Genomic DNA, 25,330 nt, shown 5'->3' with positions numbered 1-25,330 from the left:
CTGCCGGACCACTTCGTTACGGCTGTGACGGGCCACTCCCGCCGGGTTCTACTTGCCCGAAGGCTTTCTTCCCGGGGCTCGCCGCTGATGACGGCTCGAACGCCTCTAAGGAAGAGAGTACGCCGCCCGGCGCCCGCCACGCGAACCCGATTACACCGCGCGCCACATCCGCACGTGCGGACCGATCTCGGGGTCGTCCCACGGCTCACCGATCTCGACGAACCCGGCCCTCTCGTAGAACGGCACCGCCGGCGTACGCGCGTTGCACCAGACCAGCCCACCGCCTCTGGCCGCGACGTGGTCCAGCGCCGCCTGCAGCACCTCGGCCCCGACACCCTTGCCGCGCCATCCGTCCGCCGTCGCCATCCCCCGGATCCGCCATCCCTTCCCGGGGTGTTCGGCCAGGTCAGGGCACGCTTCGGGGAAGAGCCCGACGCACCCGATCAGGCTCCCGTCCACATCCAGCGCTGCGTACGTAGCGACCTCGGGACCATCATCCCCCGGCACCCTCGCCGCCTCCGGCGGTCCGTCGTTGCGCAACACCTTCGCCCGCAACGGATACGTCTCCTCAACCGCCACCCGGCGCACGTCGATCATGCCGTCAATCATGCAGACCTGGACCGCAACCGATCGGCGACGGCTCCAGAAAGAGCCTCGTGGACGACTTCCGGGTGCAGCATGACGTCCTCCCAGGTGAACCGCAGGACGATCCAGCCCGCTGCCACGAATCGGTTGTACCGACCCGCGTCCTCCACCAGCGCCCGGCGCGTTCCGTGGAACTCGTACGAGTCCGCCTCGATGATGATCCGAAGCCGACGGTCGGCGAGGTCGACGCGACCGAGGAAGTCGGGCTCGGCGATCCTGACCTGAGGCTCCACATCCAGCCCGTCCACCTGGATCGCGATCGCACGCAGGCAGCTCTCGAAGGCATTGTCGGCGCCCCCATGAGCCAGGTGCGCCACCCGCCGGACGCTGCCGGCACCCGGACCGAATGTCCGATCGGCCGTCGAGATCAGTTCCTCTTGGCCGACACCGACGCGCAATGCGGAGTCGGCGACACACAGCGCCTCGTCGAACGGCAGCTCACACTCATACCTCCCGCACCATCCGCACATTCCACCCGAACTCCGGGTCCTCCCACGGTGCCCCAACCTGCTCGAACCGCGCCCGCTGGAACAACGCGGCGCCGGCGGGCGTGGCGTTGCACCAGATGGTCCCGCCACCGAGGCGGTCCGCATGTGCCAGCGCTGCGGCAAGAACGGCGGTGCCGACTCCACGGCCGCGCCACGCCTCGGCCGTCGCCAGACGCCGGACCCGCCAGTTGGATTCCGGAGCCGGGAACAGGCCGACACATCCGACCACTTCGCCATGGGCGTCCTTGGCGGCGAAGGTGGCCACGTCTGGCCGGTCGTCGCCGGCGACCCTTGCCGTCGCGGGTGGCGCACCGCCATGGAGGACCAGCGCTCGAAGCGGATAGGTCTCGGCGGCCTGCACACGGGTGACGGTGAAGGCGATCGGAGATGTCACCTCGTGACCATAGTTCGGACAGCCTCGTCGGGGCACCTGGCAGGATGCGCGCATGAGCCTGATTCGCTACGAGTACGCCGACGGTTGCGCCCGCATCACGATGACCAACCCGGACCGGGGAAACGTCTTCAAGCCCGAGGCGGGCGCGGAGATGCTGGCGGCGATCTTGCGTGCGAAGGCGGACTCGGCGCGGGTGATCGTGCTGGCGGCGGAGGGGAAGTACTTCTCCGTCGGTGGCGACCTGGCCGGGTTCGCGGCCGCCGACGACCTGGGGCCGTTCATCCTCGAGCTCGCCGAGGGCGCCAACCGGATCATCACCGAGCTCGTACGCTGCGACGCGATCGTGGTCAGCGCCGTCCAGGGCACCGCGGCGGGGGTCGGGTTCCCGCTGGCCGCGGCCGCCGACATCGTGATCGCGGCCGACAAGGCGAAGTTCAGCCTGGCCTACGCCAAGGTCGGGCTGTCGGTCGACGGCGGCGGGTCGCTCCTCGTACACACCCTGGGCCTGCACCGGGTGCTCCGGCTGACCCTGCTGGGCGACATGCTCTCCGCGACCGAGGCGCTCGAGGCCGGGCTGGTCGCCCGCGTCGTACCGGCCGATGACCTCGCCGCCACCGTGGACGAGGTCGTCGCGACCCTACTCGCCGGCTCCCCCGAGGCACTGGCAAGCACCAAGCACCTCATCCGCGACGTAGCCGACCCCAATCCCGAGTCCGCGCTGCGCCGCGAGGCGCAGTCGATCTCCGCGCTCGGTGGCTCGGCCTCGGGCCGCGAGGGCATCAACGCCTTCCTGGAGAAGCGGCCGCCCAGCTTCACCGGCTGAAATCATTGGCCGAGAGGCGCTCGTTCCGCGAGGGTGAACCCATGAGCAGTGATCAGCGACAGGTGGGCTTCGGCGGAATCTGGCTTCCCGAGGGCAAGGATCCACGCCACCAGGATCAGCAGGCCGTCGGCGAGCTGGCGACGTACCGGGACTATCTGCGCCACTACCGGCTCACCCTCGAGCTCAAGTGCGAGGACCTCGGTCCGGAGGACCTGGCCAAGCAGAGCGTCCCGCCGAGCGACCTGAGCCTGCTCGGGCTCATCCGCCACATGGCGCGGGTCGAGCACAGCTGGTTCCAGCGGGTGCTGAAGGAGAACCTCGAGCTGCCGCGGCTCGACGCCGACGACCCCACCGGCGGGTTCCACAAGGTGGAGCCGACCCAGGAGTCGGTCGACCAGGCGTTCGCGAGCTGGCGCGAGCAGGTCGCGGCGGCCGACGAGTGGCTCGACTCGATCGACGACTCGGTGCTCGGCGAGACCCGGGACGTCGGCCGCGGCGACGAGCCGACCAGCATCCGCGACATCCTGGTCCACATGATCGAGGAGTACGCCCGCCACGCAGGTCACGCCGACCTGCTGCGTGAGGTCATCGACGGGCGTACCGGGCAGTAGCCCCTCCCCCGCCCACCAGGCGGTTTCCTGAGACTAGGCTGAGACAGCGGTCACAACGACCGTTACCGCGCGCTGAATCAGAGGGAGACCATGTCGACGTCGACCGCCAACCCCACCAGCTCGGGCCCACGGTCCGGGCCCAACGTGAAGTCAATTGTCATCTGGACCGCCGTCGCCGTCGTCGGCGCCGTCTGCTGGGCCATGCTCGCCCTGTCCCGAGGCGAGGATGTCTCGGCACTGTGGATCCTGTTTGCCGCGCTGGCCTCGTACGCGATCGCCTACCGGTTCTACTCGAAGTTCATCGCCAACAAGGTGCTGAAGGTCGACGACACCCGGGCCACCCCGGCCGAGCGGCTGGAGAACGGGCAGGACTTCGACGTCACCGACCGGCGTGTGCTCTTCGGGCACCACTTCGCCGCAATCGCCGGTGCCGGCCCGCTGGTCGGCCCGGTGCTGGCCGCGCAGATGGGTTACCTGCCGGGCACGATCTGGATCATCGTCGGCGTCATCTTCGCCGGTGCCGTACAGGACATGGTCGTGATGTTCTTCTCGATGCGCCGCGACGGCAAGAGCCTCGGCCAGATGGTGCGTGAGGAGATCGGCACTGTTGCCGGCGTGGCCGCGCTGATCGCGGTCTTCGCGATCATGATCATCATCCTGGCGGTGCTCGCGCTGGTCGTCGTCAACGCGCTCGCGGAGTCGCCGTGGGGCGTCTTCTCGATCGGCCTCACCATCCCGATCGCGCTCTTCATGGGCTTCTACCTGCGCTACCTGCGCCCCGGCCGCGTCAGCGAGGTGACCGTCATCGGCGTCGCGCTGCTGCTGCTGGCCATCATCGGTGGTGGGTACGTCGAGGAGATGGGCCTGGACAACGCCCTCACCCTCTCCCACGAGACGCTGGTGGTCTGCCTGGTCGTCTACGGTTTCGTCGCCTCGATCCTCCCGGTGTGGATGTTGCTCACTCCGCGTGACTACCTCTCCACCTTCATGAAGGTGGGCGTCATCGTGCTGCTGGCCGTCGGCCTGGTCCTCGCGGCCCCGGTGCTGCAGAACGAGGCCGTCACCGACTTCGCCACCAACGGCGAGGGTCCGGTCTTCGCCGGCAAGCTGTTCCCGTTCGTCTTCATCACCATCGCCTGCGGCGCCCTCTCCGGCTTCCACGCCCTGATCGCCTCGGGGACGACGCCGAAGATGGTCGCCAAGGAGTCGCAGGTCCGCATGATCGGCTACGGCGGCATGCTGATGGAGTCGTTCGTGGCGATCTCGGCCCTCATCGCGGCCTCGGTCATCGACCAGGGCATCTACTTCTCGATGAACGCCGCCGCCGGCGCGACCGGTGGCACCCCGGAGACCGCGGCCGCCTTCGTCAACGGGCTCGGCTTCTCGATCACCCCGGCGGATCTCGAGGCAGCCGCGGCCAGTGTGGAGGAGTCGATCATCTCCCGCACCGGTGGCGCCCCGACCCTGGCGTTCGGGATGTCGCTGATCTTCACCGAGGCGTTCGGTGGCGGCCTGGCCGCCTTCTGGTACCACTTCGCGATCATGTTCGAGGCGCTCTTCATCCTGACCGCCGTCGACGCCGGCACTCGCGTGGGCCGGTTCATGCTCCAGGACACGATCGGCAACGTCTGGAAGCGCTACGCCGACACCTCCTGGCGGCCGGCGGCCTGGTCGGCCTCCGCGCTGGTCGTACTGGCCTGGGGTTACATGCTCTGGATCGGCGTCGGTGACCCGCTCGGCGGGATCAACCAGCTCTTCCCGCTCTTCGGCATCGCCAATCAGCTGCTCGCCGCGATCGCCCTGACCCTGGCCACGACGCTGCTGATCAAGCACGGCAAGCTCAAGTGGGCGTGGGTGCCGGGCATCCCGCTGGTCTGGGACCTCATCGTCACGATGACGGCGAGCTGGCAGAAGGTGTTCAGCGACAACCCCGCCATCGGCTACTTCGCCCAGGCCTCTGCCGCGCGCGAGGCACGCGACGCCGGTGAGCTCTACGGCGTTGCGAAGACCCCGGCGGACGTCGACCAGATCATCTACAACTCGACCCAGAGCGGCATCCTGCAGGCAGCGTTCGCGCTGCTGGTGATCGTGATCGTCGCCGGTGCCGCGGTGACTGTGGTCAAGGCGATCCGCGCCGGCGGGCTGCCGACCACCGAGGTCCCGAAGGTCGAGTCGACGATCGTCGCGCCCTCCGACTTCTTCGCCACCAAGGAGGAGAAGGAAGCCGTACGCGAGTGGGAAGCCTCCCAGAAGACGCCGGTCTCATGAGTCAGCTCACCGAGCGTGTCTCCGGCGCCTGGCGGCTGCTCCGCCAGGCGACCGGGGAGGCGAAGTGGGACGAGTACGTCGCCCGGTGCGAGCGCGAGGGCGTCGAGCCGATGAGCCGGCGCGCGTTCGAACGTCACCGGGCCGACGAGAAGGAGCACAACCCGCAGGCCCGCTGCTGCTAGCGGTCTAGCGGGGGCTGTCGTCGGCGAAGGCGGCGTCGAGCCAGGCGTACACCTGCGAGTCACCTCGGGTGACGAGCAGGACCACCTGCTTCTCGGCGTCGCTCACCGGCTTGCCGTTGATCCAACTGCGGACGATGTCGGAGGCGGCGCGGCGGACGACCTCCACGCCCTTCGCCATCGCCCACTCCGGCGCCGGATGACCCTTGCTGGTCGCCACTCCGGGGATCTCCAGGGTCCAGGTGCCGTCCTCGGCCTGGAGGAGCTGGGGCATCGGCGGCGCGCTCTTCTTACTCACCTCCACATGTTCGCACGTCGAGACCGTCGATAAGGGACCACTCAGGCTCGGCCACTAGACTGCGCCCCGTGACGAATGCAGCTTGGGGCTTCGGCCTCGTGACGTACGCCGCCGACAACTCCGTCCTCGACGTGTGGTTCCCCGCCCCGCAGTTGGGCGAGAAGCCCGCCGACGCGACGGCGCCGGCCGAGCTGACCGCGCTCGAGGGCGCCGACGAGGTGCGTCAGGTCACCCAGCGGGTCGCCCTGGTCGAGGTCAAGGACCTCGAGACCGCGCCCGAGACCACCGAGGACGTCTGGCTGCGACTCCACCTCCTCTCCCACCGCCTCGTGCAGCCGCACGGGCAGAACCTCGACGGCATCTTCGGACTGCTCACCAACGTGGTGTGGACCAGCGCCGGCCCGTGCGCCGTCGAGGGCTTCGAGCTCACCCGCGCCCGGCTGCGCGCCGCGGGCCAGCACGTCACCGTCTACGGCGTGGACAAGTTCCCGCGGATGGTCGACTACGTCGTCCCGAGCGGCATCCGGATCGGCGACGCCGACCGCGTCCGCCTCGGCGCCCACCTGGCCTCCGGCACCACCGTGATGCACGAGGGCTTCGTCAACTTCAACGCCGGCACCCTCGGCGCCTCGATGGTCGAGGGCCGGATCTCCGGCGGCGTCGTCGTCGGCGACGGCTCCGACGTCGGTGGTGGCGCCTCGATCATGGGCACCCTCTCCGGTGGCGGCAAGGCCGTCATCTCCATCGGCCAGCGCTGCCTGCTCGGCGCCAACTCCGGCATCGGCATCTCCCTGGGTGACGACGCCGTGGTCGAGGCCGGGTGCTACGTGACGTACGGGACCAAGGTCACGCTCCCCGACGGCACCGTGACGAAGGCCGGCGAGCTCTCCGGCGCCTCCAACATTCTCTTCCGCCGCAACTCTGTCAGCGGCGCCATCGAGGCAGTTCCGTGGAAGGGCGAGGGCATCGAGCTCAACGCCGCCCTCCACGCCAACTGACTCTCACCGAAGAGCAGAGTGCCGAGTTGAAGAAGCTTCTCACCGCCCTGGTGGTGCTCAGCGTGATCGCCGGCGGCATCTACTGGGTCGTCCAGGCCGCGACGGACAAGCTGGACTCGATCCTGCCCGACCTGCAGCAGTGCACTGCGGTCGCGGGTGAGTACGAGGCGCGCTTCGACCCCGAGCAGATGGGCAACGCCGCCGTGATCACGGCGCTCGGGCTCAAGCGCGGCCTGCCCGCGCGGGCGGCCACGATCGCGATCGCGACCGCGATCCAGGAGTCGAAGCTCTACAACATCAGCCACGGCGACCGGGACTCGCTCGGCCTCTTCCAGCAGCGCCCGTCGATGGGCTGGGGCACCGAGGAGCAGGTCCAGGACCCGGTCTACGCCACCAACAAGTTCTACGACGCGCTGGTGAAGATCGAGGGCTACGAGGACATGGTGGTCACCGAGGCGGCGCAGGAGGTGCAGCGCTCGGCCTACCCCGAGGCGTACGCCGACCACGAGGGCGAGGGCCGCGCCATCGCCTCCGCGATCAGCGGCTACTCCCCCGCAGCGCTGACCTGCCGGATCGACGAGCCCGAGGCCGGCTCCGGGAAGCCTCAGGCGACCAAGACCGAGGTCAACCAGCTGCTCGGCCAGATGGTCGGCCGCGCCCGGGTCGACGGCAGCACGGTGATCATCCCCGTCGACGCCGGCGAGACCGGCCAGCGCAACGGCTGGGCCGTCGCCCACTACGTACTCGCCCGGGCCAGCGAGTTCGGCGCCACCTCCATCGCCTACGACGGCCGCACCTGGTCCGCCGGCAAGGACGAGGAGTGGGCCGACACCCCGAAGGTCAACGGCGACCGGATCGTCGTCACCCTCGCCTGACTTGCTCCATACGTAAAGATTGGTGCCGTGAGCGCGAATCCGGGAACCCCGACGGGTCCGCCGACCAGTCCACCGCACGGTGCACCTCCGAGTGCGCCTCCCCCAACTGGACGGCCAGCGACCCCGAGACTGCCGGAACCGGCGCGCGAGGCGCTGCGAAAGTCGGCGCGGGAAGCCCGCAAGCAGCTGCGGCCGGTTCGCAAGCACCTCATAGTCCTCGGCGTCGTGATCGCCGTCGCCCTCGTCTTCGCCGGCCTGCGGCTCCTCGGCGTCGGAGTCAGCGGCATCCCGGTCCTCGCCCGCGAGTCCTGCACCGTCACCTCCGAGGGCGAGACCTACGACCTCTCATCCGAGAAGGCCGAACGTGCCTCGGCGATCGCCGCCCAGGCTGTACGCCGCGGGCTCCCTGCCCGCGCGGCATCCGTCGTGCTGGCGGTCGAGATCGCGGACCACTCGCTCGAACGGGATCCGGCGAAGGCGGCCGGCCTCTACGACCGCCTCTCCGGCGTCGCCGACTACCGCCAGCAGTCCGTCCCTGGCGTCGCCCAGCAGATCAGCGACGGCTCGCGCGACAGCTACCGCGACGCCGAGCCCGAGGCGCGAGCCCTGGCCTCGGCGCTGACCGGCAACACCCCCGAGGCGTTCTCGTGTGTCGTCAAGGGCGGCGCCGAGGAGGTCCCGGACAGGCTCAGCGGCGCCGGGCTCACCTCGCGCGCGGAGGCGCTGCGCGATGACGTACGCAATATCTACGGGAGCCTCCCCGACGGCGGTTTCCAGCCCGGCGGGGTGACCACCGGACACATGGTCGGCTCGGCCCACTACGAGGGCCGCGCGGTCGACTACTTCTTTCGGCCCATCAACGCCCCCAACAACATCAAGGGCTGGTCCCTGGCGCAGTATCTCGTCGCCAACGCCGACCGTCTCGACATCGAGACCGTCATCTACGACGACCGCATCTGGACCAAGTTCCGCTCCGGCGCCGGCTGGCGCGACTACGAGGTCCCGCCCCGCGGCGGCGATCAGGCCATCCTCGAGCACCGCGACCACGTCCACGTCGACGTCGCCGACTAGGTCGCCGCTCTGGTCAGCGTTCGCCGAGTGGACAGGAACCCGTCGTCACCGCTGAGCGAGCCAGTTCCCGTATGACCGGATATTGACGCTGAGCGCGCGGTCCTCAAGCCTGGAAAGCACGAACTGCGCGCGAAGGCTCGCATCCGCGTCCGCGCCAGACGCGATCTGGTCGAGACCGGCCCGCAATGCCTCACTGTCGATCATCCGAGCCACCGCGGAGTAGCGCCAGTCCTTGCATCGGTACGGGCCGCTGACGGCGCTCAGCAGCAGACCTTCCACAGTTTCGCGGCGCTCCTCTGTGACCCCGTGACGTGCCATCGTCCGAAGAATCATGTCCTTGGTGCTCGCGCGAGACCACCACTTGTCGGCGCGCCTCCACTCGTCCGGAAACCGCGCTCCCCAGGTCAGGAACAGCACGGCGTAGGGCTCTCCATGTTCCAGCGACTGGAACCGACGGACGTACTGGGATTCAAGGTACGAACTGATTGGCGCATAGATCGTCTCGTCGAAGGTGGCAGAGTGCACCGCGCTTGCCGCCCTCATCTCCGTGGCCAATGCCTCGTCGTCCGGGGCCCATGACTTCCCCGCACGCCACCAGACATCGTTCCGTGCGACGTTCGCCCGTCGATGGTCTTCGATCAGCCGGTTGCTACGTGCCACGGCACGTCGACGACGTAACTCATCGTCGCCGACCAGGTCGAACATCCAGTCATGGCTGGCCCATGAGACACGGTCGCGACCGTCAGACACTCCAGTCTCAGGCCGCGAGGCGGGCGACGGCCGCGTCGACGCGCTCGTCGGTGGCGGTGAAGGCGATGCGCACGTGCTGGCTGCCGGCGCGGCCGTAGAAGGTGCCGGGAGCGGCGAGGATGCCGCGCTCGGCGAGCCATTCGACGGTGGCCCAGCAGTCCTCGTCACGGGTCGACCACAGGTAGAGGGAGGCCTCGGAGTGGTCGATGCGGAAGCCGGCCGACTCCAACGCCGTCTTGAGCTTGGTGCGCCGGGCGGCGTAGCGGGCGTGCTGCTCCTTGGCGTGCTGGTCATCGCCCAGCGCGGTCACCATGGCGGCCTGCTGCGGGCCGGGCATCTGCAGGCCGAGGTTCTTGCGGACCGCGAGGACCTCACCCAGGACTGAAGCGTCGCCGGCGACGAAGGCGCAGCGGTAGCCCGCGAGGTTGGAGCGCTTGGAGAGCGAGTGGACGGCGAGGATGCCCTCGTAGGAGCCGCCACAGACGTCCGGGTGGAGCACCGAGACGGGCGAGGCCTCCCAGGCGCACTCGATGTAGCACTCGTCGGAGATCAGTAGCGTGCCGCGCTCGCGCGCCCACTCGACCGTCTTGCGCAGGTGCTCGACCGGGAGCACCCGGCCGCTCGGGTTGGAGGGCGAGTTGATCCACAGGATCTTCGGCGCCTTCGGGCCCAGCGCTACCAGCGAGTCGGTGGCGACGGTGTCGGCGCCGACGAGAGCCGCGGAGACCTCGTAGGTCGGGTAGGCGAGCTCCGGGTAGGCGACCAGGTCACCCTGCCCGACGCCGAGGTGCAGCGGCAGCGATCCGATCAGCTCCTTGGAGCCGATCACCGGCAGTATGTTGTCCAGCCCGAGGCCGTCGACCCCGTGGTTGCGCGCAAGCCAATCGATCGCGGCCTGACGTACCGCGGGTGTGCCGATCGTGGTCGGGTAGCCCGGGGAGTCTGCGGCCCCACGGAGCGCGTTCTGCACCACCGCCGGGGTCGAGTCGACCGGAGTCCCGACCGAGAGGTCGACCAGCCCGTCAGCGTGCGCGGACGCCTTCTCCTTGAAGGGAGCGAGCTTGTCCCAGGGGAAGTCAGGCAGCCGCTGCGAGACTGGGATCGAGGCCGGCATCAGTCCTGATTCTGCGGGGGCAGCGCGGCGACGAACGGGTGGTCCTTGTCGATCTCACCCATGCGGGCAGCGCCACCGGGCGAACCGAGGTCGTCGAAGAACTTGACGTTGGCGTCGTAGTACTCCTTCCACTCCTCCGGGGTGTCGTCCTCGTAGAAGATCGCCTCGGGCGGGCACACCGGCTCGCAGGCGCCGCAGTCGACACACTCGTCGGGGTGGATGTAGAGCATCCGCTTGCCTTCGTAGATGCAGTCCACCGGACATTCGTCGACGCAAGCCTTGTCCTTCACGTCAACACAGGGCTGGGCGATGACGTACGTCATTCGGGGCTCCTCCAAGCGGGGTATCACGAAAGTCAGAGGGGCACGACTGGCCCTTCAGGGAACAGCCTAGTATCCCCACGTGCCTGCTCATCTCCTGGGACCACATGTCGTCGGCAAGCGGATCGTCATCCGTCGTCTTGTGCCCGGCGAGACCGGGCCCACCGGCGGCCCCGCCTTCACCGACATCCTCGGAGTCTGTACGTCCTGGGCCGACGGCATCGCGGTCATCGAGCGTGAGTCCGGGGAGCAGGTGAGCGTGCCCGTCGCCGAGATCGTCTCCGGCAAACCGGTGCCGCCGCGGCCGAACGTACGCCTGCGGATCGGGGTGCGCGAGGCCGAGCTGCTCAGCGCCGCGATCTTCCCCGGCACCACCTCTGAGCCGTTGGGCGAGTGGGTGCTCTTCGACCACGAGGTCTCGGTCCGGCGGCGGCCCAACTCGGCGCTGGCGATCGGCGACCCCGGCGTCGGGCTGGATGAGGCCATCGACCGGGTCGAGAGCTACTACCGGAGCCGCCACAAGCGCCCGCGGGTGAAGATCGAGGTCGGCTCCACGGTCGAGGAGGCCGTGGTCGCGCGCGGCTGGGTCGAGGATGTGACCGTCGGCTTCCAGCTCGCCGGACTCGCCGCCACCCGCCGCCTGTTGCCTCCCCCCGTCGAGGACGCCCGCGTCGAGATCCAGGCAAACGACGCACAGGTCCTGATCACCCTCGGCGACACCGCCCGGATCATGGGCACGATGGAACGCGACTGGCTGGCCATCCACGACCTCGAGGTCGCCGAGCCACACCGTCGCCAGGGCCTCGCCACCAAGGCCCTCGCCACCCTGCTCGAGTGGGGCGCCGAACGCGGTGCCCGCGCCGCCTGGCTGCACGTCGAGACCAACAACGCCCCCGGCCTCGCGCTCTACGAGGGCCTCGGCTTCACCGAGCACCACCGCTGCCGCTACTACGCCTCGCCCACTCAGTAGAGTCAGCCCGCCAGCAGGTCCCACAGGTTGCCGAAGGGGTCTCTGAAGACCTGGAGGGTGCCGTAGGGCTCCTCGCGCACCGTCCCGACGAGCTCGATCCCGGCGCCGACCAGCTTCTCGTACGCCGCTGTGAAGTCGTCCACGCGCAGGAAGAACGTCACCCGGCCGCCGGTCTGGTCACCGACCCTCTCGGTCTGTGCGCGGCCGTCGGCCCGGGCGAGTAGGAAGCCGGTGCCGCCGCCGGGCGGGCGTACGACCACCCATCGCTTCGGGCGGCCGTCGTTCGTGGTCGACGGGGCGTCCTCGGTGACCTCGAAGCCAAGGACGTCGCGGAAGAACCCCACCGCCTCGTCGTAGTCGGGAACGACGATCGTGACCAGGTCCAGGTGCATGGGTGAACGGTAGGGCGCGGTCAGCAGGTCTTCAGGGCCTGGGATGCGGGGCCTTCGTGGGTGAGCGCGTCGAGGGTGAGGGCGATGGCGGAGGTGCTCATCGGGATGAGCAGATGGTCGGAGAGGTCGAGGGCGCAGGCGTCCTGGATGCGTACGTTGGTGGTGTTCGGGCCCTCTGCGAGGAGGCCGGAGGTGTGGGGCACGACCACCTCGTCGGTGGCGGTGACGATCTGGGTGTAGGAGATGTCGCCCGGGGTCTCGTCGCCGGCGTTCAGGTCGGCGAGGAACTGCGAGCCCGCGGCCTGCTGGGCACAGGACTGGCACAGCCCGGTGGCCCCGAACGCGGTCCCGTCCAAGACGATGGCCGTGCCGTGGTTGGAGGGGGCGAGGCCGACGAGGTCCTCGACGTGAGCGGCTCCACCGAGGTTCTTGATGTAGTAGCGCGGCATCATCCCGCCCTGGGAGTGACCGACGAGGGACACCTTGTCGGCATCGGTGACCTCGCGTACGCGCTCGATGAACTCACCCAGGTGAGCCGCAGAGTCCCGGATGTCGCCGGTCGCACGGTTGCCGTAGTCGAACGAGTAGACGCAGAACCCGGCCCGCTTCATGGCCAGCGAGATCGGGTCCAATAGCGAGCGGCGGTCGCCGAAGGTGCCGTGCACCAGGATCACCGGCGTCGGGCGCTCCGCCGACGGCGCGCACGCCCAGTCGTTGGACCCGGCCGGGTCGCCGTAGGGCGATCCCGGCAGCGGGATCCCGGTCCGGCTCGGCCCCGCCGCTGCGGGTGACGCGATCGGGGTCAGGACGAGTGCGACAGCAGCGAGAAGACTCAACAGAAACGGGCGCATGACTGCTTCAACGAGCAGCTGTGATCCGCGTCACGGTCAACGACGGCGAGTCGGCGCGTCATGACGCGCCGACTCGGCGTTGGTTGTGGTCAGAACCGGCCGACTCGGGTCAGTTGGGGTCGGCGGGCGGCGGCGGCTTCTCCGACTCGTCGGTGCACTCGACCTCGTCCTGCGGGATGTAGGTGGTCTTGAAGGTCTGGGTGTCGACCTTCGCGCCCGATCCGGGGTTGTAGAAGTCGCGCCAGACGTTGATCGAGAAGCCCGGGGCGCCGACGGTGTTCTCGCAGTTGCCGTCGGTGATCTTCTGCTTGCCCGGCTGCTTGAAGTCGTAGCGCTCGCCGGTGCGGGTCTTGATGTCCCAGATCTTGGTGGACCACATCTCGACGGTGACCGAACCCTGGCCGCTGGCGCTGGCGGGGTTGACCCAGGAGCGGATCAGGACGCCGTACTTGGTGTTGTTCTTGAACTTCAGGTCCAGCGAGGGCCAGGCGACCGTCGCCTCACGGCCGATCGGGTAGCGGTCGATGTAGAGCGAGTGCGCCTTGTGCTCGACGTCCTGGAGACCGGCGAAGAACATCGCGTTGAACGTGGTCGTCGCCATCTGCGAGACACCGCCGCCGTAGTCCTCGCGGAAGATCCCGTTCTGGATCATCCAGCCCTTGGTGAAGCCGTTGGCAGCAGTACGCTCCCCGACGATGCCGTTCAGGGAGAAGGTGTCGCCCGGCGCGAGCACGGTGCCGTTGACCAGCTCGGCGGCGCGGCCGATGTTGACGTTGCGGTATTCGGCGTAGGGGAAGTTGGTGGTGAAGGTCGAGACCTTCTCCTTCACGCCCCAGGCCTTGGCCTCTTCGGTGGTGACCTTCGGCTTTGCGACCTTCGACTTCACCTCGACGGTGCGCTCGCCCTTGGGCGCCGTGACGACGTCGAGGAAGACCGCCTCCAGGTCCTTCTGGTTGAAGGTGACACCCGGCTTGGCGGGGATGACCTTCGGAGCGCCGTTGACCATCTTGATGGTCGCGTCGACCGGCTTCGCGGCGTCGTCGGCGAGGGCCTTCTTGAGCACCTTCTTGAGCTTGCTGGGCGCCACCGAGGCCTGCAGCTCGCCGTCCTTGGGGTCGAACCGGATCGCGTCGCCGAACTCCTTCGGGGACAGCTCCACCGGGGTCTTCTCGAACTTCAGCGTGATCGGGCCGGAGACCGCCGGGGTGGCGACCTTGTCGACCGCCTCCTGGACGTCGGCCTCGTCGACGTCGGGGGTGAGCTCCGCGAGAGGTACGTCGGCCTTGCGGTCGCCCTCGACGAGCAGCTGACCGGCGAGCGCGGTCCGGAGCGCCTCGTCGCTGACACCCTCGCCGGCGACCGGCTGGGTGGTCTTGATCTTGCCCTTCTTGATGACGACGTCGCCGTCCTTGAAGGGGGTGCCGGCGCGCTTGTTCACCTTGGCCGCGACCTTGGCGATCAGCTTGTCGTCGGCCTTGATGACGGGCTCGATCTCGCCACCGCCGGTGAAGTGCTTCCACAGCTTGATCGGGCTCCAGCTGCGTACGGCGTCGGTCTTCTCGATCGTCGCCTCGGCGTCGAAGCTCAGGCCCGCGTCGGCCGGGTTGACCTCGGTCGTGCTGTCGCCGGCGGTCACGTTGATCGGCTGGCTGTGGGCCGGCGCGAACTTCTGGTCCAGCAGCGGCGTCGCCTCGCTGGCCGTCATGCCGCCGATGTCCACGCCCGCGACCGTGGTGCCCTCGGGGATCTTCTCCCCGGCCACGGCGTACGCAGCAGCCCAGCCGGCGAAGGCCAGGATGGCGACGCCGCCCGCGATCGCGGCGGCGACCTTGGTGCCGGTGCCGAGCGGCTTGCTCTCGGCCGCGACCGGCTTTGCGTAGTCGGGCTGCTCGAAGGCGGAGTGGTCGTAGCCCGACTGGTTGTAGCCGGGCTGGTCGAAGCCGGGCTGGTCGGCGGGGGCCGGCTCGTGCACGACGAACGGCCCGACGCCCATGACGGTCTCCTCGAGCGGCTCGTCATCGAAGTCGGGAGCGTTCTGGGCCTGGTTGTCGAGCGCGATCTCGGTGGCCGCGTCGCTGGCCAGCTCGGGGGCGGCGTCGACCGCGTCCGGCTCGGGGGCGAACTTCCGGTTCTTCGAGACGAACAGGAAGTTGTCCTCCTCCGGCAGCTCGGCACGCTTCGGCAGCTCCGAGCGCAGCATCGTGCTGCGCAGCAGGGTCTCCTCGGCCGGATCCTCGTCGAAGTCGCCGGCGGGGACCATTCGGGTCGCGCCGTCAGGCTCGTCATCGGCGTCGTTCGGAACCGGCTTGGCACCCGTGGACTCGGCAACACGGGCGTCGATCTCGATCTGAGGGATCATGATCGTCTCGATGGCAGCATCGTCCGCGCCAGCTTGGCTGGCGTTGGACCCGGCCGCGTCAGTTTGCTTCGCGGGCTCGGGGGCCTTGGAGGCCTCGGGCTCATTGGACATGCGGGAGAGCCTAGGACCTATACCCCCCTAGGCCGAACCCGTAGCCCATCTTGGGACGTTCGTCACTTCCCGGTGAGGTCCTGATCCGCCCTGGAAGCGACCCTCGACACGGTCGCGGTGGCCACCACGATCATCAGCACGGCCCAGAAGATCATCAGGTATCCCGCCACGTCGCCCGCGACGGCATACCCGCCGGTCGGCCTCGGCGTCGCGGCCAACGCGACCACGATCGCCCAGGCCGCGGCGTACGCGATCCTCGAGACCCCGCGCGGGAGCACGAGCAGCATCGCCGAGGACGCGGCCAACGCGAGCGGCAGACCCCACCACCACGGGTGGACAGCGACCGCCGCGACCCCGACGACGAGACCGAGGAGAAGACCGGCCCCACAACGAGCCAGGCCGCCGCCGAGCGGCCTCACAACCCGGCGAAGAGGTCAGTCAGGGTGGTCCCGTCGACAGCCCCTTCGACAGTCCCTTCAACGGCTCCCTTGGCGATCCGGAAGTGCTCCTGGGACCACGCGGTCGTGCCGAGGCTGTTGGTCATCGCGAACATGCCCTGCTCCATGTCCATCTGGGTGGGGTAGGCGCGCATCGCGGCGACCTTCTGGTCGGCGAAGGCGGTGCCGTCGATCGCGGCGGCGATGTCGACATCAGGGGTGGCCATCGGCAGCGGACCCTCGGGGTCCATCCCGCCGAGCGCGTCCTCGTCGCCGGCGGCGCGGGCCGCCCGCAGCCCCTCGCGGATCCAACTCTCCGCGATCGCGGTCCAGAAGATCCGGTCGATCTCGTGGGCCTCGCCGAGCTCCTTCTTGTAGGTCGGCACGGCGGCGAGATGGGCGGCGTACGTCGCGACCCGGTGAGCCTGGATGTGGTCGGGGTGGCCGTAGTTGCCGAACTCGTCGTAGGTGACCAGCACCTGCGGGCGCACCTCGCGGATGATCGTGACGAGGTGGTCGGCGGCCTCGTTGAGGTCGGCGTACCAGAAGGCGTTCTCGCGGGCGTCGGGGTCGGGAAGCGCGTGGGTGCGGTCCTCGCTCCAAGTCATCCCGGAGTCACGGTAGTTGCCGAACCCGCCCAGCCAGCGGTGGTCGACCTGGCTGCCGTCGGGCGCCTTCAGGGCCGCCATCGCGTCCTCGATCTCGCCCCGGCGGTGATCGCCGAGGGCGTCGTCCTGGTCCGCGGCGAGGTGGGCCAGCTCGGGCACCAGGATCTCGCCCATCTCCCCTGCCGTGCAGGTCACCAGGGTGACGTGGGCGCCCTCGGCGAGGTATCTCGCCATCGTCGCCCCCGTCGCGATCGTCTCGTCGTCGGGGTGGGCGTGCACGAGCAGCAGGCTCTTCTGAGAAGTCACGAACTCGATCCTAGGTCGGGGCGCTTTATCCGCTTCGGGTTGTCGGGGAGCTCGACGGGTTCGGGGGCGATCGAGTCGTCCGGTGCGTCCTCGGGGATGTCGAGCCAGCCGTCGTACTGGTCGACCAGGAGCTCCAGAACCATCTCCGGGGCGTCGGTCTCCACCGACCAGGGGTGGTCCTCGTCGTCGTCCTCGCCCTGGTAGCGCTCGCGGCTTACCCGGGCCGTCCAGCCCTCGCGCTCCAGCGTCGAGGCGGCCGAGCGGGCGTACTCCTCCTCGAAGAAGATGCCGCGCAGGGTGGGCCCTTCGGGCACGCCGAGTACGTGGCGGAGCGCATCGAGGAACGGACGGTCGGGCTCGAGCCAGTCGACCGAGTCGAGGTCCTCGGCCGCCAGCCAGAGGACCTGGTCGTGCTCGCGCGGCCTCGGCTCACCCGCGACCACCCGGGCGGTCGCGGCGATCAGCCGGCCGGTGGTCCCGCCGATCGCCGACTCGCCCTCCATCCAGTCGAGCACCTCGATCAGGCAGCCGAGCTCCTCGCCGATCTCCCGGACGAGGGCCGCCTCGGGCGTCTCCCCCTCCTCGACCTTGCCGCCGGGGAGCTCCCAGCGTCCGGCGGCCTCGGGCGGGGACGTACGCCTAGCGGCCAGCACCTGCTTGCCGTCGGCGCTGAGGATCGCCGCGGCTACTACGGTCTTGGGGCTGTTCACGTGTGAGATTGTTCCCTAGACACCCGGAAAGTGGTGTCTCTTGGGTACGCTCCAACGCCGTGCCCCGCCGTCTTCTGCTCATCGCCTGCCTGCCCCCGTCCGGGGTCCGCTCATGAGCGATCAGCAATGGCCGCCGCGGCGACCCGGCGAGCCTCGCCCGCCCTACCGGGGGCAGCAGCCCTTCCCCGGCCCGCGGCAGCCCCAACGACCACAGGCCCAGCCGGGCCGACCTCAGCAGCCGCACCCGGGTCAGCAGCACCCCGGTCAGCAGCGGCCTCATCCGGGGCAGCACCAGCCCTACCCGGGTGGGCAGCGCTACTCCGAGCAGCGGCCGTACCCGGGTCAGCAGCAGCCCTACCCGCCGGCACAGCAGCAGCCTTATCTGCCTGAGCAGGATCCCTACGGCCAGCAGCCCTATCCGGATCAGCCCTACCCCGAGCAGCCCTACGCCGAGCAGCCGTACCCCGAGCAGCCCTACGGGCAGCAGCCGCCCCCGGGTTACCCGCAGGGTTTGGGCCCCGGCCGGTTCGGGTCAGAGCCACCGAAGAAGCGGCGGTGGCCGAAGATTCTCATGAGCCTGCTGGTGCTCGCGCTGGTCGGTGTCGGCGGCTACGGGGCGTACGACTTCTACGACCAGATGCAGAAGTGGGAGCAGACGACGACCGACGACCTGAACGGCGTCGGCAGCGACCTGTCGGTGGCGGTCGCGTCGCTGCGCAGCGTCGGCTGGGAGGTCACTGCCGCGGACATCGGCACCTGGCTGGAGCAGCCGGGCGCCTACGGCGACGGCCTGAGGCTGCGTACGCTGCAGGCGGACGAGACCGGGAACAGCTTCTCGGTGGCCGGCTACCGGACCTGGCAGGACACCTACGCAAAGCGCGACCACACCACGGTCGTGTGCGCGAACATCACCCTCGCGACCGGGACCCAGAAGCCGCTGAGCGAGTCGATCACGACTTGCCCCGAGGACGTCCCGAAGACGGCACCGGACGCCGCCCAGACCGACGCCGACACGAGCGCGGGCGGGGTCACCGGCCACCTCGCCGAGCTGGCCGTGAAGGCCTCCGAGCAGCGCGCCGCCGGCGCCGCCGAGGGCAAGCTCCTCGAGGTCGCGGCACCGACGAGGCCGGTCGGCAACGTACGCGCCGACTCGACCGCGCTCGTGTGCTCGCCGGGGACGAAGGACCTCGGCGAGGGCGAGGGATATGACGAGGGCAAGCTGATCCCGGTGCGGCTCTGCGCGGTCGAGGGGCTGCCCAACACGGGCACCGAGAGCACCAAGGGCGACCCCTACTACATCGACGGCTCCGACGGCCTGACCGTCGTCAACGCACGCATCTCCGGGGCCGCGGCGGCGCTGGTCAAGAAGGCCTCGAAGCAGGGCATCGACCTGGTCGCGGGCAGCTCGTTCCGGACGATGAAGAAGCAGAAGGCGCTGTGCCAGGAGGACGCCACCGGCGGCTGCCCGACCGGTGATTACACGCTCACCGCGCAGCCCGGCCACTCATCCCACCAGCTCGGCATCGCCATCGACTTCGAGCAGCCCAGCGCGACCGGCGGCAAGACCTGCGCGACGCGGGCCTCGGAGCCGGCCAGCGCGGTGTGGCGGTTCCTGAACAAGACGGCGCTGAGTGTCGGACTGAAGCAGTACGCGCCCGAGGCGTGGCACTGGGACGCGTACGGCGGGAAGGACCGCTGCGCCCCGATGTGACGCGCACGGACGACCACCAACTGTAGCCAAGTCACCGTTCAGTTTGTCCATGGCAGTCGGGATCCTGACGACCACCGCTGTATGGGCTCTGAATCTCGGGACAGGTTTGGGTCTCTCGTCCCAGCATCATCAGCGTCCCGTTCGAAATGGTCCAAGCGTCGACTCAGCGTGGCCCTTCACGTCAGAGGGTCCATGTAAACGAGCGTCGATGAACCTACTGTCAATGCCACTTGAACCAAGAGGGGAAATCCCCGCCGGATAGCGATCTGCGGGTTCATTCGTCGCTCGACGCCTGCAAACGAACCTTCGCCGCGGTGGCTTCTTCCTGTATTTCTGATGCTATCTCTTTGCTTCTAGACGGACGCCCAAACGCAGTCGTCAAGTTACCCTGTTGGATCGCCCAAGCCGTCACAGACGACGCATCACGTCGTACTATTTCTAATCCTGTGGACGCCGGTTCGACCCAAGCTACATCGGTCAGACTGACTCGCCATCCTCCGAGGGGATTGACCACAATCAGGTCATCGCCGTCGATGCCGACCCAAGGGCGAAGAATGAACAGCCACGACGCCGAGGCGCCTACGGCGATAAACCCGACAACCCACTCAATCGTCCACGCATCGCGCGTGACCGCCAGCATGAATGCAATTACCAGGAAAATCCACAAGTTTCCGCCGACCATCGCAAGTCGACTAGTTCCCCACATAGGCGCACCGCTGTGCCGCAACCGTGCCCTCAGTATTGGTTTCCCTGATACCCAGCCGCTGGTATTTCTTAGCCCTTTACGGACGCCAATTCCGATCAACCTATGCCCTCCGGAAGCCAACTGTAGCCCAACGACACCTGAACCATGCGACTGCTACTCGAGACGTCCGCGGTCAGCGAACTTGATCCGTTTACCGACAAGCTGATCCCGCAGCACGGTGTTCCTTCGAAGTTCTACTCGAAGCCAGTCAGGCGTCCTCCGCAACGTTGGCCAGCGCAACTCCTTCACGACCCACACGACCATCAACACCCAGAACACAGCGACCGCAGCAGCAAGGGTGTCCGGCGCGTCGAATAGCAGATCAGCAGCACCCATGAGGGATCCGCCAACGAACATGAGTCCACCCGGAAGGGCAGCGAAGCACCCTTTGACGAATTGGCCGGTTTCTTGGTTGATGGCCTGGCGAACCACCGGGCTTCCTCTGCGGAACGCCCAATGCCAAATGAAAGTCAGCAAGGCAAGTACAGTCGAACCCGCAGTGAATAACCCGTCTACGAAAGGGTCGCCATTGTCTATCATGTGGCTCCTCCTTTAGCACCACTATTAATCTCGTCGGCGGCCATACCACCAGCCCACCCCCAAGGACACCTCCGACCGGTGCACATACCTCGACAGGGGCCCGCACAATGCTCCGAGCGATGCCCCGAAACTAGCGACGGCAGTCGATCCCACCACGTCCAGAACAGCACTGGCGCCACCCTTCGTCCAGCGTTTAATGTCGACGGTGCCTGACCTGCTCGAAAGCGGTCAGGCACAAGTTCTCACACGAGGCGCACAAGAAACACGACTAAACTTGCAGCTGCAGGGAAAGCGGCAATGAAGATGATCGAACGATAGGCGACTATCTGAAGACTTCCCAGCCGCCTCAATGCGGTGAGCCTGAGACCGCTGAGAAGTCCCATAAATATTGCGCCACTCGTCGCAAGACTCAGGCCTAATCCGTACCCCGGCAAATCGAGTGCTCGAACAAGAACTCCAACAAGCACAACTCCGACAACCAAGACGACGAATGTCTTGTTGAATTGCAGCCCTGCCAGCCTGTCGACAGTTTCCCGATACAGTCTAGGATCGCTATTGGCTAGCGAAGTTTCAAGTCCTTCGCGTACCTCGCTCGCTTCTTTCGGGTCTCCAGTAGCAAGAAAAGCCACTTTACTGGTCCAGCAGTTGAGAACTGTATCGATATCGGCGGTCATATCGTGGCTACCATCCTGGTTCCTGCTTAATTGTTGTCCCGCCACCTAGCACACCGACATATGTTAGCGGCGTGTCGAGGCTTAGCGAGTGGGCAGCAACGTCGGATTCGGCCTCTACGAGGTTGGTTACGGCTTTCCTAGCGTGGTGATTCTCGCGCTGCCGTCAGCCGCGCGGCAGCCGAGCCAGCTGACGCGCCTGCGCGACCAGCTTGCCCTCGGAGTCCCAGACCTCGCAGTCCTCCTCGAACATGCCGCCCGAGAGGTTGCGGGAGAAGTGGGTGACCTTGAGCCAGCCCGGCGCCGGCTTGTGGCGGATGTGGCAGGTGAGCTCGAGGGTCGGCGCCCAGCCCGGCAGCTCGAGCCCGAAGGTGACCGGCGGGAGCGCGTCGAGCACCTGCAGCAGCGAGATCGGGTCGGGCTCGCGCTCGTGGTGACGGAACCAGCCGGTGAAGACCGCCTCGCCGGTAGGCGCGGCGCCGCCCCAGACGAACTGCTCCTTCGGCACGCAGAGCTCGTAGCGGTCCAGCATCGGTACGAACTTCTTCATCTCCTCGGGCGCCGTGGTCGAGGAGAGGCACTCATCGAGCGGCGGCAGCTCCGGCTCGGTCGCGGTGACCCGCTCGAAGCCGCTGCTCTTGGCGTGGAGACCGTCGAGGTCCGCGTACGTCGCGGTGGTGGTGATCCGCAGCTCCTCGCCCTGCCACAGCTCGGCGGTCGCGATGGCCAGCGAGCCCTTGTCCCGCTTGGTCTCGATACGGACCTCCGCCGGCCCCGGGGTGCTCGCGCCGGCGTAGAACGCGCTCAGCACGATCGGGTCCGGGTGGTTCGGCAGGTGAGCCCGCAGGGCGTTGGCGATCACCGCGAGCAGGTAGCCGCCGTTCACCCCGCCGCCGACCACCCAGCCGGGCGCCAGGTCGGCCGCGTACGTCTTCTCGTCGACCTCACGGACCGCGATGTCACGGTCGAACTCGGCCGGTTCCCTATTACCCATGGGTAATAATCTAGATCGGGACGCGATGTGGTGGACGATGGGGGCATGACCGAGACGCCATCGAAGGAGGACCCGCGGCACCCGCACTGGGTCTACCACCACGGCTCCGAGCCGGACCCGCGGTTCACGCTGGCCAACGAGCGCACCTTCCTGGCCTGGGCACGCACCGTGCTCGGCCTGCTCGCCGGTGCGGTCGCGCTGCACTCGTTCCAGGTGCCGACCGCGGAGGGCGTACGCATCGGGGTGGTCGCCCTGCTGGTGCTCACCGCGATCCTGTGCACGGTCCTCGCGATGGTCCGCTGGGCGCGGGTCGAGCGCGCGATGCGGGAGCGCCGCCCGCTGCCGGCCTTCTCCACCGGGTTCATCCTCGCCGGGGCGCTGCTGCTCATCGCGGTGCTCCTCGGCGTCGCGCTCGTCTTCTGAACCACCGGCTGATCCGCGCGTCACGAGCGTGAAACATCGGTTCCATACGGTTTCGGCCATGACTGCCCCCACCGTGACGGCACTGCAGCCGGGAACCGGACCGATCAGCTCCTCGACGTACCTCCCGGCCGAGGTCGACAACGTGCTGTGGGGGCGGCTGCCCTGCGCGACGGACTCCCCCGTGCTGAGCGTCGCGCCCGGGACCTCGGTGACCGTGGACACGATCTCCCACGAGGGCATCCTCGAGGACCAGGGGCGGGACCCGGAGAGGTTCTTCTCGGCCCACGGCGTCTCGGAGGTCCTCTCCGACGCGGTCGCTCTCGCGGCGTCGGGCTACGAGCGGACCTTCGGCGTCGACGGTCCGCACGTGGTCTCGCGGCCGATCGAGGTCGAGGGTGCCGAGGTGGGAGACCTGCTCGCGATCACGGTGCTGGAGACGCTGCCGCGGGTGCCCTACGGGGTGGTGTCGAACCGGCACGGGCGCGGCGCGCTGCCGGACGAGTTCCCGCGTGGCGACTCGCCAGTGCACAGCGTCTTCACCCCCGTCGTCGACGGTCGCGGGGTGATCGGGCCGGCGTCGTTCGCCCTCGACCCGTTCCTCGGGATCATGGGGGTCGCCGTGCCGGGGTCTGAGCGGCCGCACTCGGTCCCGCCCGGGTCGCACGGCGGCAACATCGACATCCGGCTGCTCACGGCCGGGGCGACCCTCTACCTGCCCGTCCAGGTCGCCGGGGCGCTGGCGTACGTCGGCGACCCGCACTTCGCGCAGGGTGACGGCGAGGTCTCGCTGACCGCCTTGGAGGCCTCGCTCCGGGCGACGCTCCGCTTCGACCTGGTCGCTCGCGAGGAGGCCGCCACGCGGTTCGGCGAGCTCGCCGGTCCGCTGGCGGAGACCTCGGAATTCCTGATCCCCACCGGGCTCGACGAGTCCCTCGACGTGGCCACGCAGAACTGTGTCCGGGCGGCGATCGCCCTGCTCAGCGCGCGCTTCGGGATGGAGCCGGAGGCTGCGTACGCCTATCTCTCGGCGGCCACCGACTTCCGGATCTCTCAGGTCGTCGACGTCGTCAAAGGCGTACACGCCACGATCCGCAAGGCAGACTTCGCCCTATGACCCCTCGACATGCCGGCGCCCAGCTCAAACCGGTCCCGCACGGGCTGCTGCAGGCCTTCCGGGCGTACGAGAGCGCGCTGATGTCCGACGACGTCGCCGCTCTGGACGCGCTCTTCGCCGACTCACCGACCACCCTGCGCGGCGACGCCGCCGGGTTGCTCGTCGGGCACGAGCAGATCTCGGCCTTTCGTGGGTCGCGCGGCGGCGCGCCGAAGCGGCGCATCGTGCAGACCCATGTGCAGGTGATCGACGACGACCACGCGCTGATCGTGGCCGTCACCGAACTCGACCGCGGCGGGCGGGGGCTGCAGACGCAGCTGTGGGCGCGGGACCCGGTGCGGATCGAGTACGGCGGCTGGCAGGTCACCGCGGCCCATGTCTCGGCGCCCGCACCGGCCTTCGACACCCGGATCTGGCGGGTCGTCGGGGACCCGCTGGTCTCCTCGCACACCGCCGACGGCGCGCTCTCGGGAGAGACCGTCGCGGTCAAGGACCTCTTCGCGGTCGCCGGTTTCGCGGTCGGCGCCGGGAGCCCGGACTGGCTGGAGCAGGCGCCGACGGAACCGTCGCACGCCGCCGCCGTCGCCGCGCTGCTCGACGCCGGGGCGTCGGTGCGCGGGATCGCGCGCACCGAGGAGTTCGCCTACTCCCTGTCGGGGCTCAACGCCCACTACGGGGCGCCGCCGAACCCGAAGGCTCCTGGCCGGATCCCCGGCGGCTCGTCATCCGGTTCGGCGACCGCGGTCGCCCTCGGCCAGGCCTCGATCGGCCTCGGCACCGACACCGGCGGCTCGATCCGGGTCCCGTCCACCTATCAGGGCCTCTACGGGATCCGTACGTCGCACGGGGCCGTCTCGCGCGAGGGCCTGCTCCCGCTCGCCAAGGCCTTCGACACCGTCGGGTGGATGACACGTTCGGCGTTCCTGCTGCAGGCGGTGGGTGACGTACTGCTGCCGGAGGCGCCGGCGGCGTCGCCCTCCTTGGACGAGATCCACCTGGTGCCGTCACTGGTCGGGCTCGCCACGGAGGACGTCGCCACCGCGGTGAACGAGGCGCTGCCTGAAGCCAAGCCGCTGGCCTGGGAGGCGGCCAGGCTGGACGAGTGGCGCCAGGCCTTCGTCATCGGTCAGGCCTACCAGGCGTGGCAGGCCCACGGGGCCTGGCTCGAGACCCGGCTCGACACGCTCGGCGAGGCGGTGCGCGGGCGGTTCGAGATGGCCCGGTCGGTGACCCGGGAACAGGCCGCCGAGGCGCGCGCCGTGCTCGCGCAGGCCCGTACGGAGATCCTCGACGTCGTCGGCGACCGCATCCTCGCCTACCCCAGCGCCTCCTCGGTGGCACCGACGGCGGCCGACGCTGCCGGGGTGCGCGACGACACCATGCGCCTCACCTGCATCGCCGGAATCGCTGGCCTCCCCGCGGTCTCGATCCCGGTCCGCACCCCCACCAGCCTCCCGGCAGGGCTCTGCCTGGTCGCCGCACCCGGCCGCGATCGCGACCTCCTCGCCCTGGCCCAGAGCTTCGCGGGGTAGCCGTCCGCGCGTTACACAAAGG

Annotated in this window: 29 protein-coding genes; 12 read left to right on the top strand and 17 right to left on the bottom strand. The window is 68.8% G+C overall.

What is annotated here, in order from left to right; all coding sequences use genetic code 11:
• Positions 1 to 150: 150 nt before the first annotated feature.
• The 3 genes from ABZY89_RS07290 to ABZY89_RS07280 form a co-directional block, all read right to left on the bottom strand.
• Positions 151 to 597, bottom strand: a complete 447-nt coding sequence (locus ABZY89_RS07290) for a GNAT family N-acetyltransferase (RefSeq protein WP_355225902.1) — start codon at positions 595 to 597, stop codon at positions 151 to 153.
• An 8-nt stretch (positions 598 to 605) separates the two neighbouring features.
• Positions 606 to 962 carry a DUF559 domain-containing protein gene (locus ABZY89_RS07285; protein ID WP_355225900.1) on the bottom strand — a complete coding sequence of 119 codons (357 nt, stop codon included), beginning with the start codon at positions 960 to 962 and terminating at the stop codon, positions 606 to 608.
• Between the two features lie 127 nt (positions 963 to 1,089).
• Positions 1,090 to 1,527, bottom strand: coding sequence for a GNAT family N-acetyltransferase (locus ABZY89_RS07280; protein ID WP_355225898.1), 438 nt, complete (start codon positions 1,525 to 1,527; stop codon positions 1,090 to 1,092).
• A gap of 52 nt (positions 1,528 to 1,579) precedes the next feature.
• On the opposite strand from ABZY89_RS07280, the gene ABZY89_RS07275 reads away from it, so the two are divergent.
• The 4 genes from ABZY89_RS07275 (at position 1,580) to ABZY89_RS07260 (ending at position 5,411) form a co-directional block, all read left to right on the top strand.
• A complete protein-coding gene (locus ABZY89_RS07275) occupies positions 1,580 to 2,350 on the top strand; it encodes an enoyl-CoA hydratase-related protein (protein ID WP_355225896.1) in 771 nt (256 codons plus the stop codon).
• 41 nt (positions 2,351 to 2,391) lie between these two features.
• A complete protein-coding gene (locus ABZY89_RS07270; RefSeq protein ID WP_355225894.1) occupies positions 2,392 to 2,961 on the top strand; it encodes a DinB family protein in 570 nt (189 codons plus the stop codon).
• A 90-nt stretch (positions 2,962 to 3,051) separates the two neighbouring features.
• A complete protein-coding gene (locus ABZY89_RS07265; RefSeq protein ID WP_355225892.1) occupies positions 3,052 to 5,229 on the top strand; it encodes a carbon starvation CstA family protein in 2,178 nt (725 codons plus the stop codon).
• Positions 5,226 to 5,411 carry a YbdD/YjiX family protein gene (locus ABZY89_RS07260; RefSeq protein WP_355225891.1) on the top strand — a complete coding sequence of 62 codons (186 nt, stop codon included), beginning with the start codon at positions 5,226 to 5,228 and terminating at the stop codon, positions 5,409 to 5,411. Before ABZY89_RS07265 ends, ABZY89_RS07260 begins: the two co-directional genes overlap by 4 nt.
• Positions 5,412 to 5,415: 4 nt before the next feature.
• On the opposite strand, the gene ABZY89_RS07255 is transcribed toward ABZY89_RS07260, so the two are convergent.
• Entirely contained in the window at positions 5,416 to 5,706 is a 291-nt protein-coding gene (locus ABZY89_RS07255; RefSeq protein WP_355225889.1) for a hypothetical protein, read from the bottom strand.
• A gap of 68 nt (positions 5,707 to 5,774) precedes the next feature.
• Here ABZY89_RS07255 and dapD point away from each other — a divergent pair, with 68 nt between their 5' ends.
• The 3 genes from dapD to ABZY89_RS07240 all read left to right on the top strand — a co-directional run bounded on the left by dapD (position 5,775) and on the right by ABZY89_RS07240 (position 8,650).
• Complete coding sequence (gene dapD / locus ABZY89_RS07250) at positions 5,775 to 6,704, top strand: 2,3,4,5-tetrahydropyridine-2,6-dicarboxylate N-succinyltransferase (RefSeq protein ID WP_141803449.1); 930 nt, start codon at positions 5,775 to 5,777, stop codon at positions 6,702 to 6,704.
• A 26-nt stretch (positions 6,705 to 6,730) separates the two neighbouring features.
• Positions 6,731 to 7,579, top strand: coding sequence for a hypothetical protein (locus tag ABZY89_RS07245; RefSeq protein ID WP_355225887.1), 849 nt, complete (start codon positions 6,731 to 6,733; stop codon positions 7,577 to 7,579).
• Between the two features lie 225 nt (positions 7,580 to 7,804).
• A complete protein-coding gene (locus tag ABZY89_RS07240) occupies positions 7,805 to 8,650 on the top strand; it encodes a hypothetical protein (RefSeq protein ID WP_355225885.1) in 846 nt (281 codons plus the stop codon).
• 45 nt (positions 8,651 to 8,695) lie between these two features.
• Here the strand turns inward: ABZY89_RS07240 and ABZY89_RS07235 are convergent, their stop codons facing one another.
• From ABZY89_RS07235 to fdxA, 3 genes are read right to left on the bottom strand one after another with little or no spacing between them, the layout of a single operon-like run.
• Positions 8,696 to 9,355 carry a hypothetical protein gene (locus ABZY89_RS07235; protein ID WP_355225883.1) on the bottom strand — a complete coding sequence of 220 codons (660 nt, stop codon included), beginning with the start codon at positions 9,353 to 9,355 and terminating at the stop codon, positions 8,696 to 8,698.
• 52 nt (positions 9,356 to 9,407) lie between these two features.
• A complete protein-coding gene (dapC, locus tag ABZY89_RS07230) occupies positions 9,408 to 10,514 on the bottom strand; it encodes a succinyldiaminopimelate transaminase (RefSeq protein WP_355225881.1) in 1,107 nt (368 codons plus the stop codon).
• Positions 10,514 to 10,837 (bottom strand): ferredoxin, encoded by a 324-nt coding sequence (fdxA, locus tag ABZY89_RS07225; RefSeq protein ID WP_008358813.1) that lies wholly within the window; start codon positions 10,835 to 10,837, stop codon positions 10,514 to 10,516. Before fdxA ends, dapC begins: the two co-directional genes overlap by 1 nt.
• Positions 10,838 to 10,916: 79 nt before the next feature.
• Between fdxA and ABZY89_RS07220 the strand changes: the two genes are divergently transcribed.
• A complete protein-coding gene (locus tag ABZY89_RS07220; protein ID WP_355225879.1) occupies positions 10,917 to 11,804 on the top strand; it encodes a GNAT family N-acetyltransferase in 888 nt (295 codons plus the stop codon).
• A 2-nt stretch (positions 11,805 to 11,806) separates the two neighbouring features.
• Here ABZY89_RS07220 and ABZY89_RS07215 read toward each other — a convergent pair whose 3' ends face one another.
• From ABZY89_RS07215 to ABZY89_RS07190, 6 genes are all read right to left on the bottom strand, one after another.
• Complete coding sequence (locus ABZY89_RS07215) at positions 11,807 to 12,196, bottom strand: VOC family protein (protein WP_355225878.1); 390 nt, start codon at positions 12,194 to 12,196, stop codon at positions 11,807 to 11,809.
• Between the two features lie 20 nt (positions 12,197 to 12,216).
• Complete coding sequence (locus tag ABZY89_RS07210; RefSeq protein WP_355225876.1) at positions 12,217 to 13,047, bottom strand: alpha/beta fold hydrolase; 831 nt, start codon at positions 13,045 to 13,047, stop codon at positions 12,217 to 12,219.
• 109 nt (positions 13,048 to 13,156) lie between these two features.
• Entirely contained in the window at positions 13,157 to 15,517 is a 2,361-nt protein-coding gene (locus tag ABZY89_RS07205) for a VanW family protein (RefSeq protein ID WP_355225874.1), read from the bottom strand.
• A 62-nt stretch (positions 15,518 to 15,579) separates the two neighbouring features.
• Positions 15,580 to 15,936, bottom strand: a complete 357-nt coding sequence (locus ABZY89_RS07200; protein ID WP_355225873.1) for a hypothetical protein — start codon at positions 15,934 to 15,936, stop codon at positions 15,580 to 15,582.
• Positions 15,933 to 16,868: an N-acetyl-1-D-myo-inositol-2-amino-2-deoxy-alpha-D-glucopyranoside deacetylase gene (gene mshB / locus ABZY89_RS07195; protein WP_355225871.1), complete on the bottom strand. Its 936-nt coding sequence runs from the start codon at positions 16,866 to 16,868 to the stop codon at positions 15,933 to 15,935. The genes ABZY89_RS07200 and mshB overlap by 4 nt, the downstream gene beginning before the upstream one ends.
• Positions 16,865 to 17,578 carry a (deoxy)nucleoside triphosphate pyrophosphohydrolase gene (locus tag ABZY89_RS07190; RefSeq protein WP_355225869.1) on the bottom strand — a complete coding sequence of 238 codons (714 nt, stop codon included), beginning with the start codon at positions 17,576 to 17,578 and terminating at the stop codon, positions 16,865 to 16,867. The genes mshB and ABZY89_RS07190 overlap by 4 nt, the downstream gene beginning before the upstream one ends.
• Before the next feature lie 112 nt (positions 17,579 to 17,690).
• On the opposite strand from ABZY89_RS07190, the gene ABZY89_RS07185 reads away from it, so the two are divergent.
• Positions 17,691 to 19,289 (top strand): D-alanyl-D-alanine carboxypeptidase family protein, encoded by a 1,599-nt coding sequence (locus ABZY89_RS07185; protein ID WP_355225867.1) that lies wholly within the window; start codon positions 17,691 to 17,693, stop codon positions 19,287 to 19,289.
• 274 nt (positions 19,290 to 19,563) lie between these two features.
• On the opposite strand, the gene ABZY89_RS07180 is transcribed toward ABZY89_RS07185, so the two are convergent.
• From ABZY89_RS07180 to ABZY89_RS07165, 4 genes are all read right to left on the bottom strand, one after another.
• Positions 19,564 to 19,971: a hypothetical protein gene (locus ABZY89_RS07180; protein ID WP_355225865.1), complete on the bottom strand. Its 408-nt coding sequence runs from the start codon at positions 19,969 to 19,971 to the stop codon at positions 19,564 to 19,566.
• Positions 19,972 to 20,148: 177 nt separating this feature from the next.
• Positions 20,149 to 20,466: a hypothetical protein gene (locus ABZY89_RS07175; protein WP_355225863.1), complete on the bottom strand. Its 318-nt coding sequence runs from the start codon at positions 20,464 to 20,466 to the stop codon at positions 20,149 to 20,151.
• 350 nt (positions 20,467 to 20,816) lie between these two features.
• The gene (locus tag ABZY89_RS07170; RefSeq protein ID WP_355225861.1) at positions 20,817 to 21,248 is read right to left on the bottom strand and encodes a hypothetical protein; all 432 of its coding nucleotides are present in this window, start codon (positions 21,246 to 21,248) and stop codon (positions 20,817 to 20,819) included.
• 163 nt (positions 21,249 to 21,411) lie between these two features.
• The gene (locus ABZY89_RS07165; RefSeq protein WP_355225859.1) at positions 21,412 to 22,239 is read right to left on the bottom strand and encodes a thioesterase family protein; all 828 of its coding nucleotides are present in this window, start codon (positions 22,237 to 22,239) and stop codon (positions 21,412 to 21,414) included.
• Between the two features lie 45 nt (positions 22,240 to 22,284).
• Here ABZY89_RS07165 and ABZY89_RS07160 point away from each other — a divergent pair, with 45 nt between their 5' ends.
• The 3 genes from ABZY89_RS07160 to ABZY89_RS07150 are packed head-to-tail and all read left to right on the top strand — an operon-like array spanning position 22,285 to position 25,308.
• Positions 22,285 to 22,662 (top strand): DUF202 domain-containing protein, encoded by a 378-nt coding sequence (locus ABZY89_RS07160; protein WP_355225857.1) that lies wholly within the window; start codon positions 22,285 to 22,287, stop codon positions 22,660 to 22,662.
• Positions 22,663 to 22,720: 58 nt separating this feature from the next.
• Positions 22,721 to 23,776 carry an acetamidase/formamidase family protein gene (locus ABZY89_RS07155; protein ID WP_355225855.1) on the top strand — a complete coding sequence of 352 codons (1,056 nt, stop codon included), beginning with the start codon at positions 22,721 to 22,723 and terminating at the stop codon, positions 23,774 to 23,776.
• Positions 23,773 to 25,308 (top strand): AtzH-like domain-containing protein, encoded by a 1,536-nt coding sequence (locus ABZY89_RS07150; RefSeq protein WP_355225853.1) that lies wholly within the window; start codon positions 23,773 to 23,775, stop codon positions 25,306 to 25,308. The genes ABZY89_RS07155 and ABZY89_RS07150 overlap by 4 nt, the downstream gene beginning before the upstream one ends.
• The last annotated feature ends 22 nt before the right edge of the window (positions 25,309 to 25,330 follow it).

Source organism: Nocardioides sp. NPDC006303 (genome assembly GCF_040613175.1).
Lineage (GTDB): Bacteria > Actinomycetota > Actinomycetes > Propionibacteriales > Nocardioidaceae > Nocardioides.
Note: the sequence above shows the minus strand (reverse complement) of the source record. Positions and strands in the feature narration are given on the sequence as shown.

Bases quoted from the DNA above. Each gene is read 5' to 3' on its own strand.
- ABZY89_RS07290 (WP_355225902.1), bottom strand. From the start codon at position 597: ATGATCGACGTGCGCCGGGTGGCGGTTGAGGAGACGTATCCGTTGCGG.
- ABZY89_RS07275 (WP_355225896.1), top strand. From the start codon at position 1,580: ATGAGCCTGATTCGCTACGAGTACGCCGACGGTTGCGCCCGCATCACG.
- ABZY89_RS07270 (WP_355225894.1), top strand. From the start codon at position 2,392: ATGAGCAGTGATCAGCGACAGGTGGGCTTCGGCGGAATCTGGCTTCCC.
- ABZY89_RS07265 (WP_355225892.1), top strand. From the start codon at position 3,052: ATGTCGACGTCGACCGCCAACCCCACCAGCTCGGGCCCACGGTCCGGG.
- ABZY89_RS07260 (WP_355225891.1), top strand. From the start codon at position 5,226: ATGAGTCAGCTCACCGAGCGTGTCTCCGGCGCCTGGCGGCTGCTCCGC.
- ABZY89_RS07235 (WP_355225883.1), bottom strand. From the start codon at position 9,355: ATGTTCGACCTGGTCGGCGACGATGAGTTACGTCGTCGACGTGCCGTG.
- dapC (WP_355225881.1), bottom strand. From the start codon at position 10,514: ATGCCGGCCTCGATCCCAGTCTCGCAGCGGCTGCCTGACTTCCCCTGG.
- fdxA (WP_008358813.1), bottom strand. From the start codon at position 10,837: ATGACGTACGTCATCGCCCAGCCCTGTGTTGACGTGAAGGACAAGGCT.
- ABZY89_RS07215 (WP_355225878.1), bottom strand. From the start codon at position 12,196: ATGCACCTGGACCTGGTCACGATCGTCGTTCCCGACTACGACGAGGCG.
- ABZY89_RS07210 (WP_355225876.1), bottom strand. From the start codon at position 13,047: ATGCGCCCGTTTCTGTTGAGTCTTCTCGCTGCTGTCGCACTCGTCCTG.
- ABZY89_RS07205 (WP_355225874.1), bottom strand. From the start codon at position 15,517: ATGTCCAATGAGCCCGAGGCCTCCAAGGCCCCCGAGCCCGCGAAGCAA.
- ABZY89_RS07185 (WP_355225867.1), top strand. From the start codon at position 17,691: ATGAGCGATCAGCAATGGCCGCCGCGGCGACCCGGCGAGCCTCGCCCG.
- ABZY89_RS07180 (WP_355225865.1), bottom strand. From the start codon at position 19,971: ATGGTCGGCGGAAACTTGTGGATTTTCCTGGTAATTGCATTCATGCTG.
- ABZY89_RS07170 (WP_355225861.1), bottom strand. From the start codon at position 21,248: ATGACCGCCGATATCGATACAGTTCTCAACTGCTGGACCAGTAAAGTG.
- ABZY89_RS07165 (WP_355225859.1), bottom strand. From the start codon at position 22,239: ATGGGTAATAGGGAACCGGCCGAGTTCGACCGTGACATCGCGGTCCGT.
- ABZY89_RS07160 (WP_355225857.1), top strand. From the start codon at position 22,285: ATGACCGAGACGCCATCGAAGGAGGACCCGCGGCACCCGCACTGGGTC.
- ABZY89_RS07155 (WP_355225855.1), top strand. From the start codon at position 22,721: ATGACTGCCCCCACCGTGACGGCACTGCAGCCGGGAACCGGACCGATC.
- ABZY89_RS07150 (WP_355225853.1), top strand. From the start codon at position 23,773: ATGACCCCTCGACATGCCGGCGCCCAGCTCAAACCGGTCCCGCACGGG.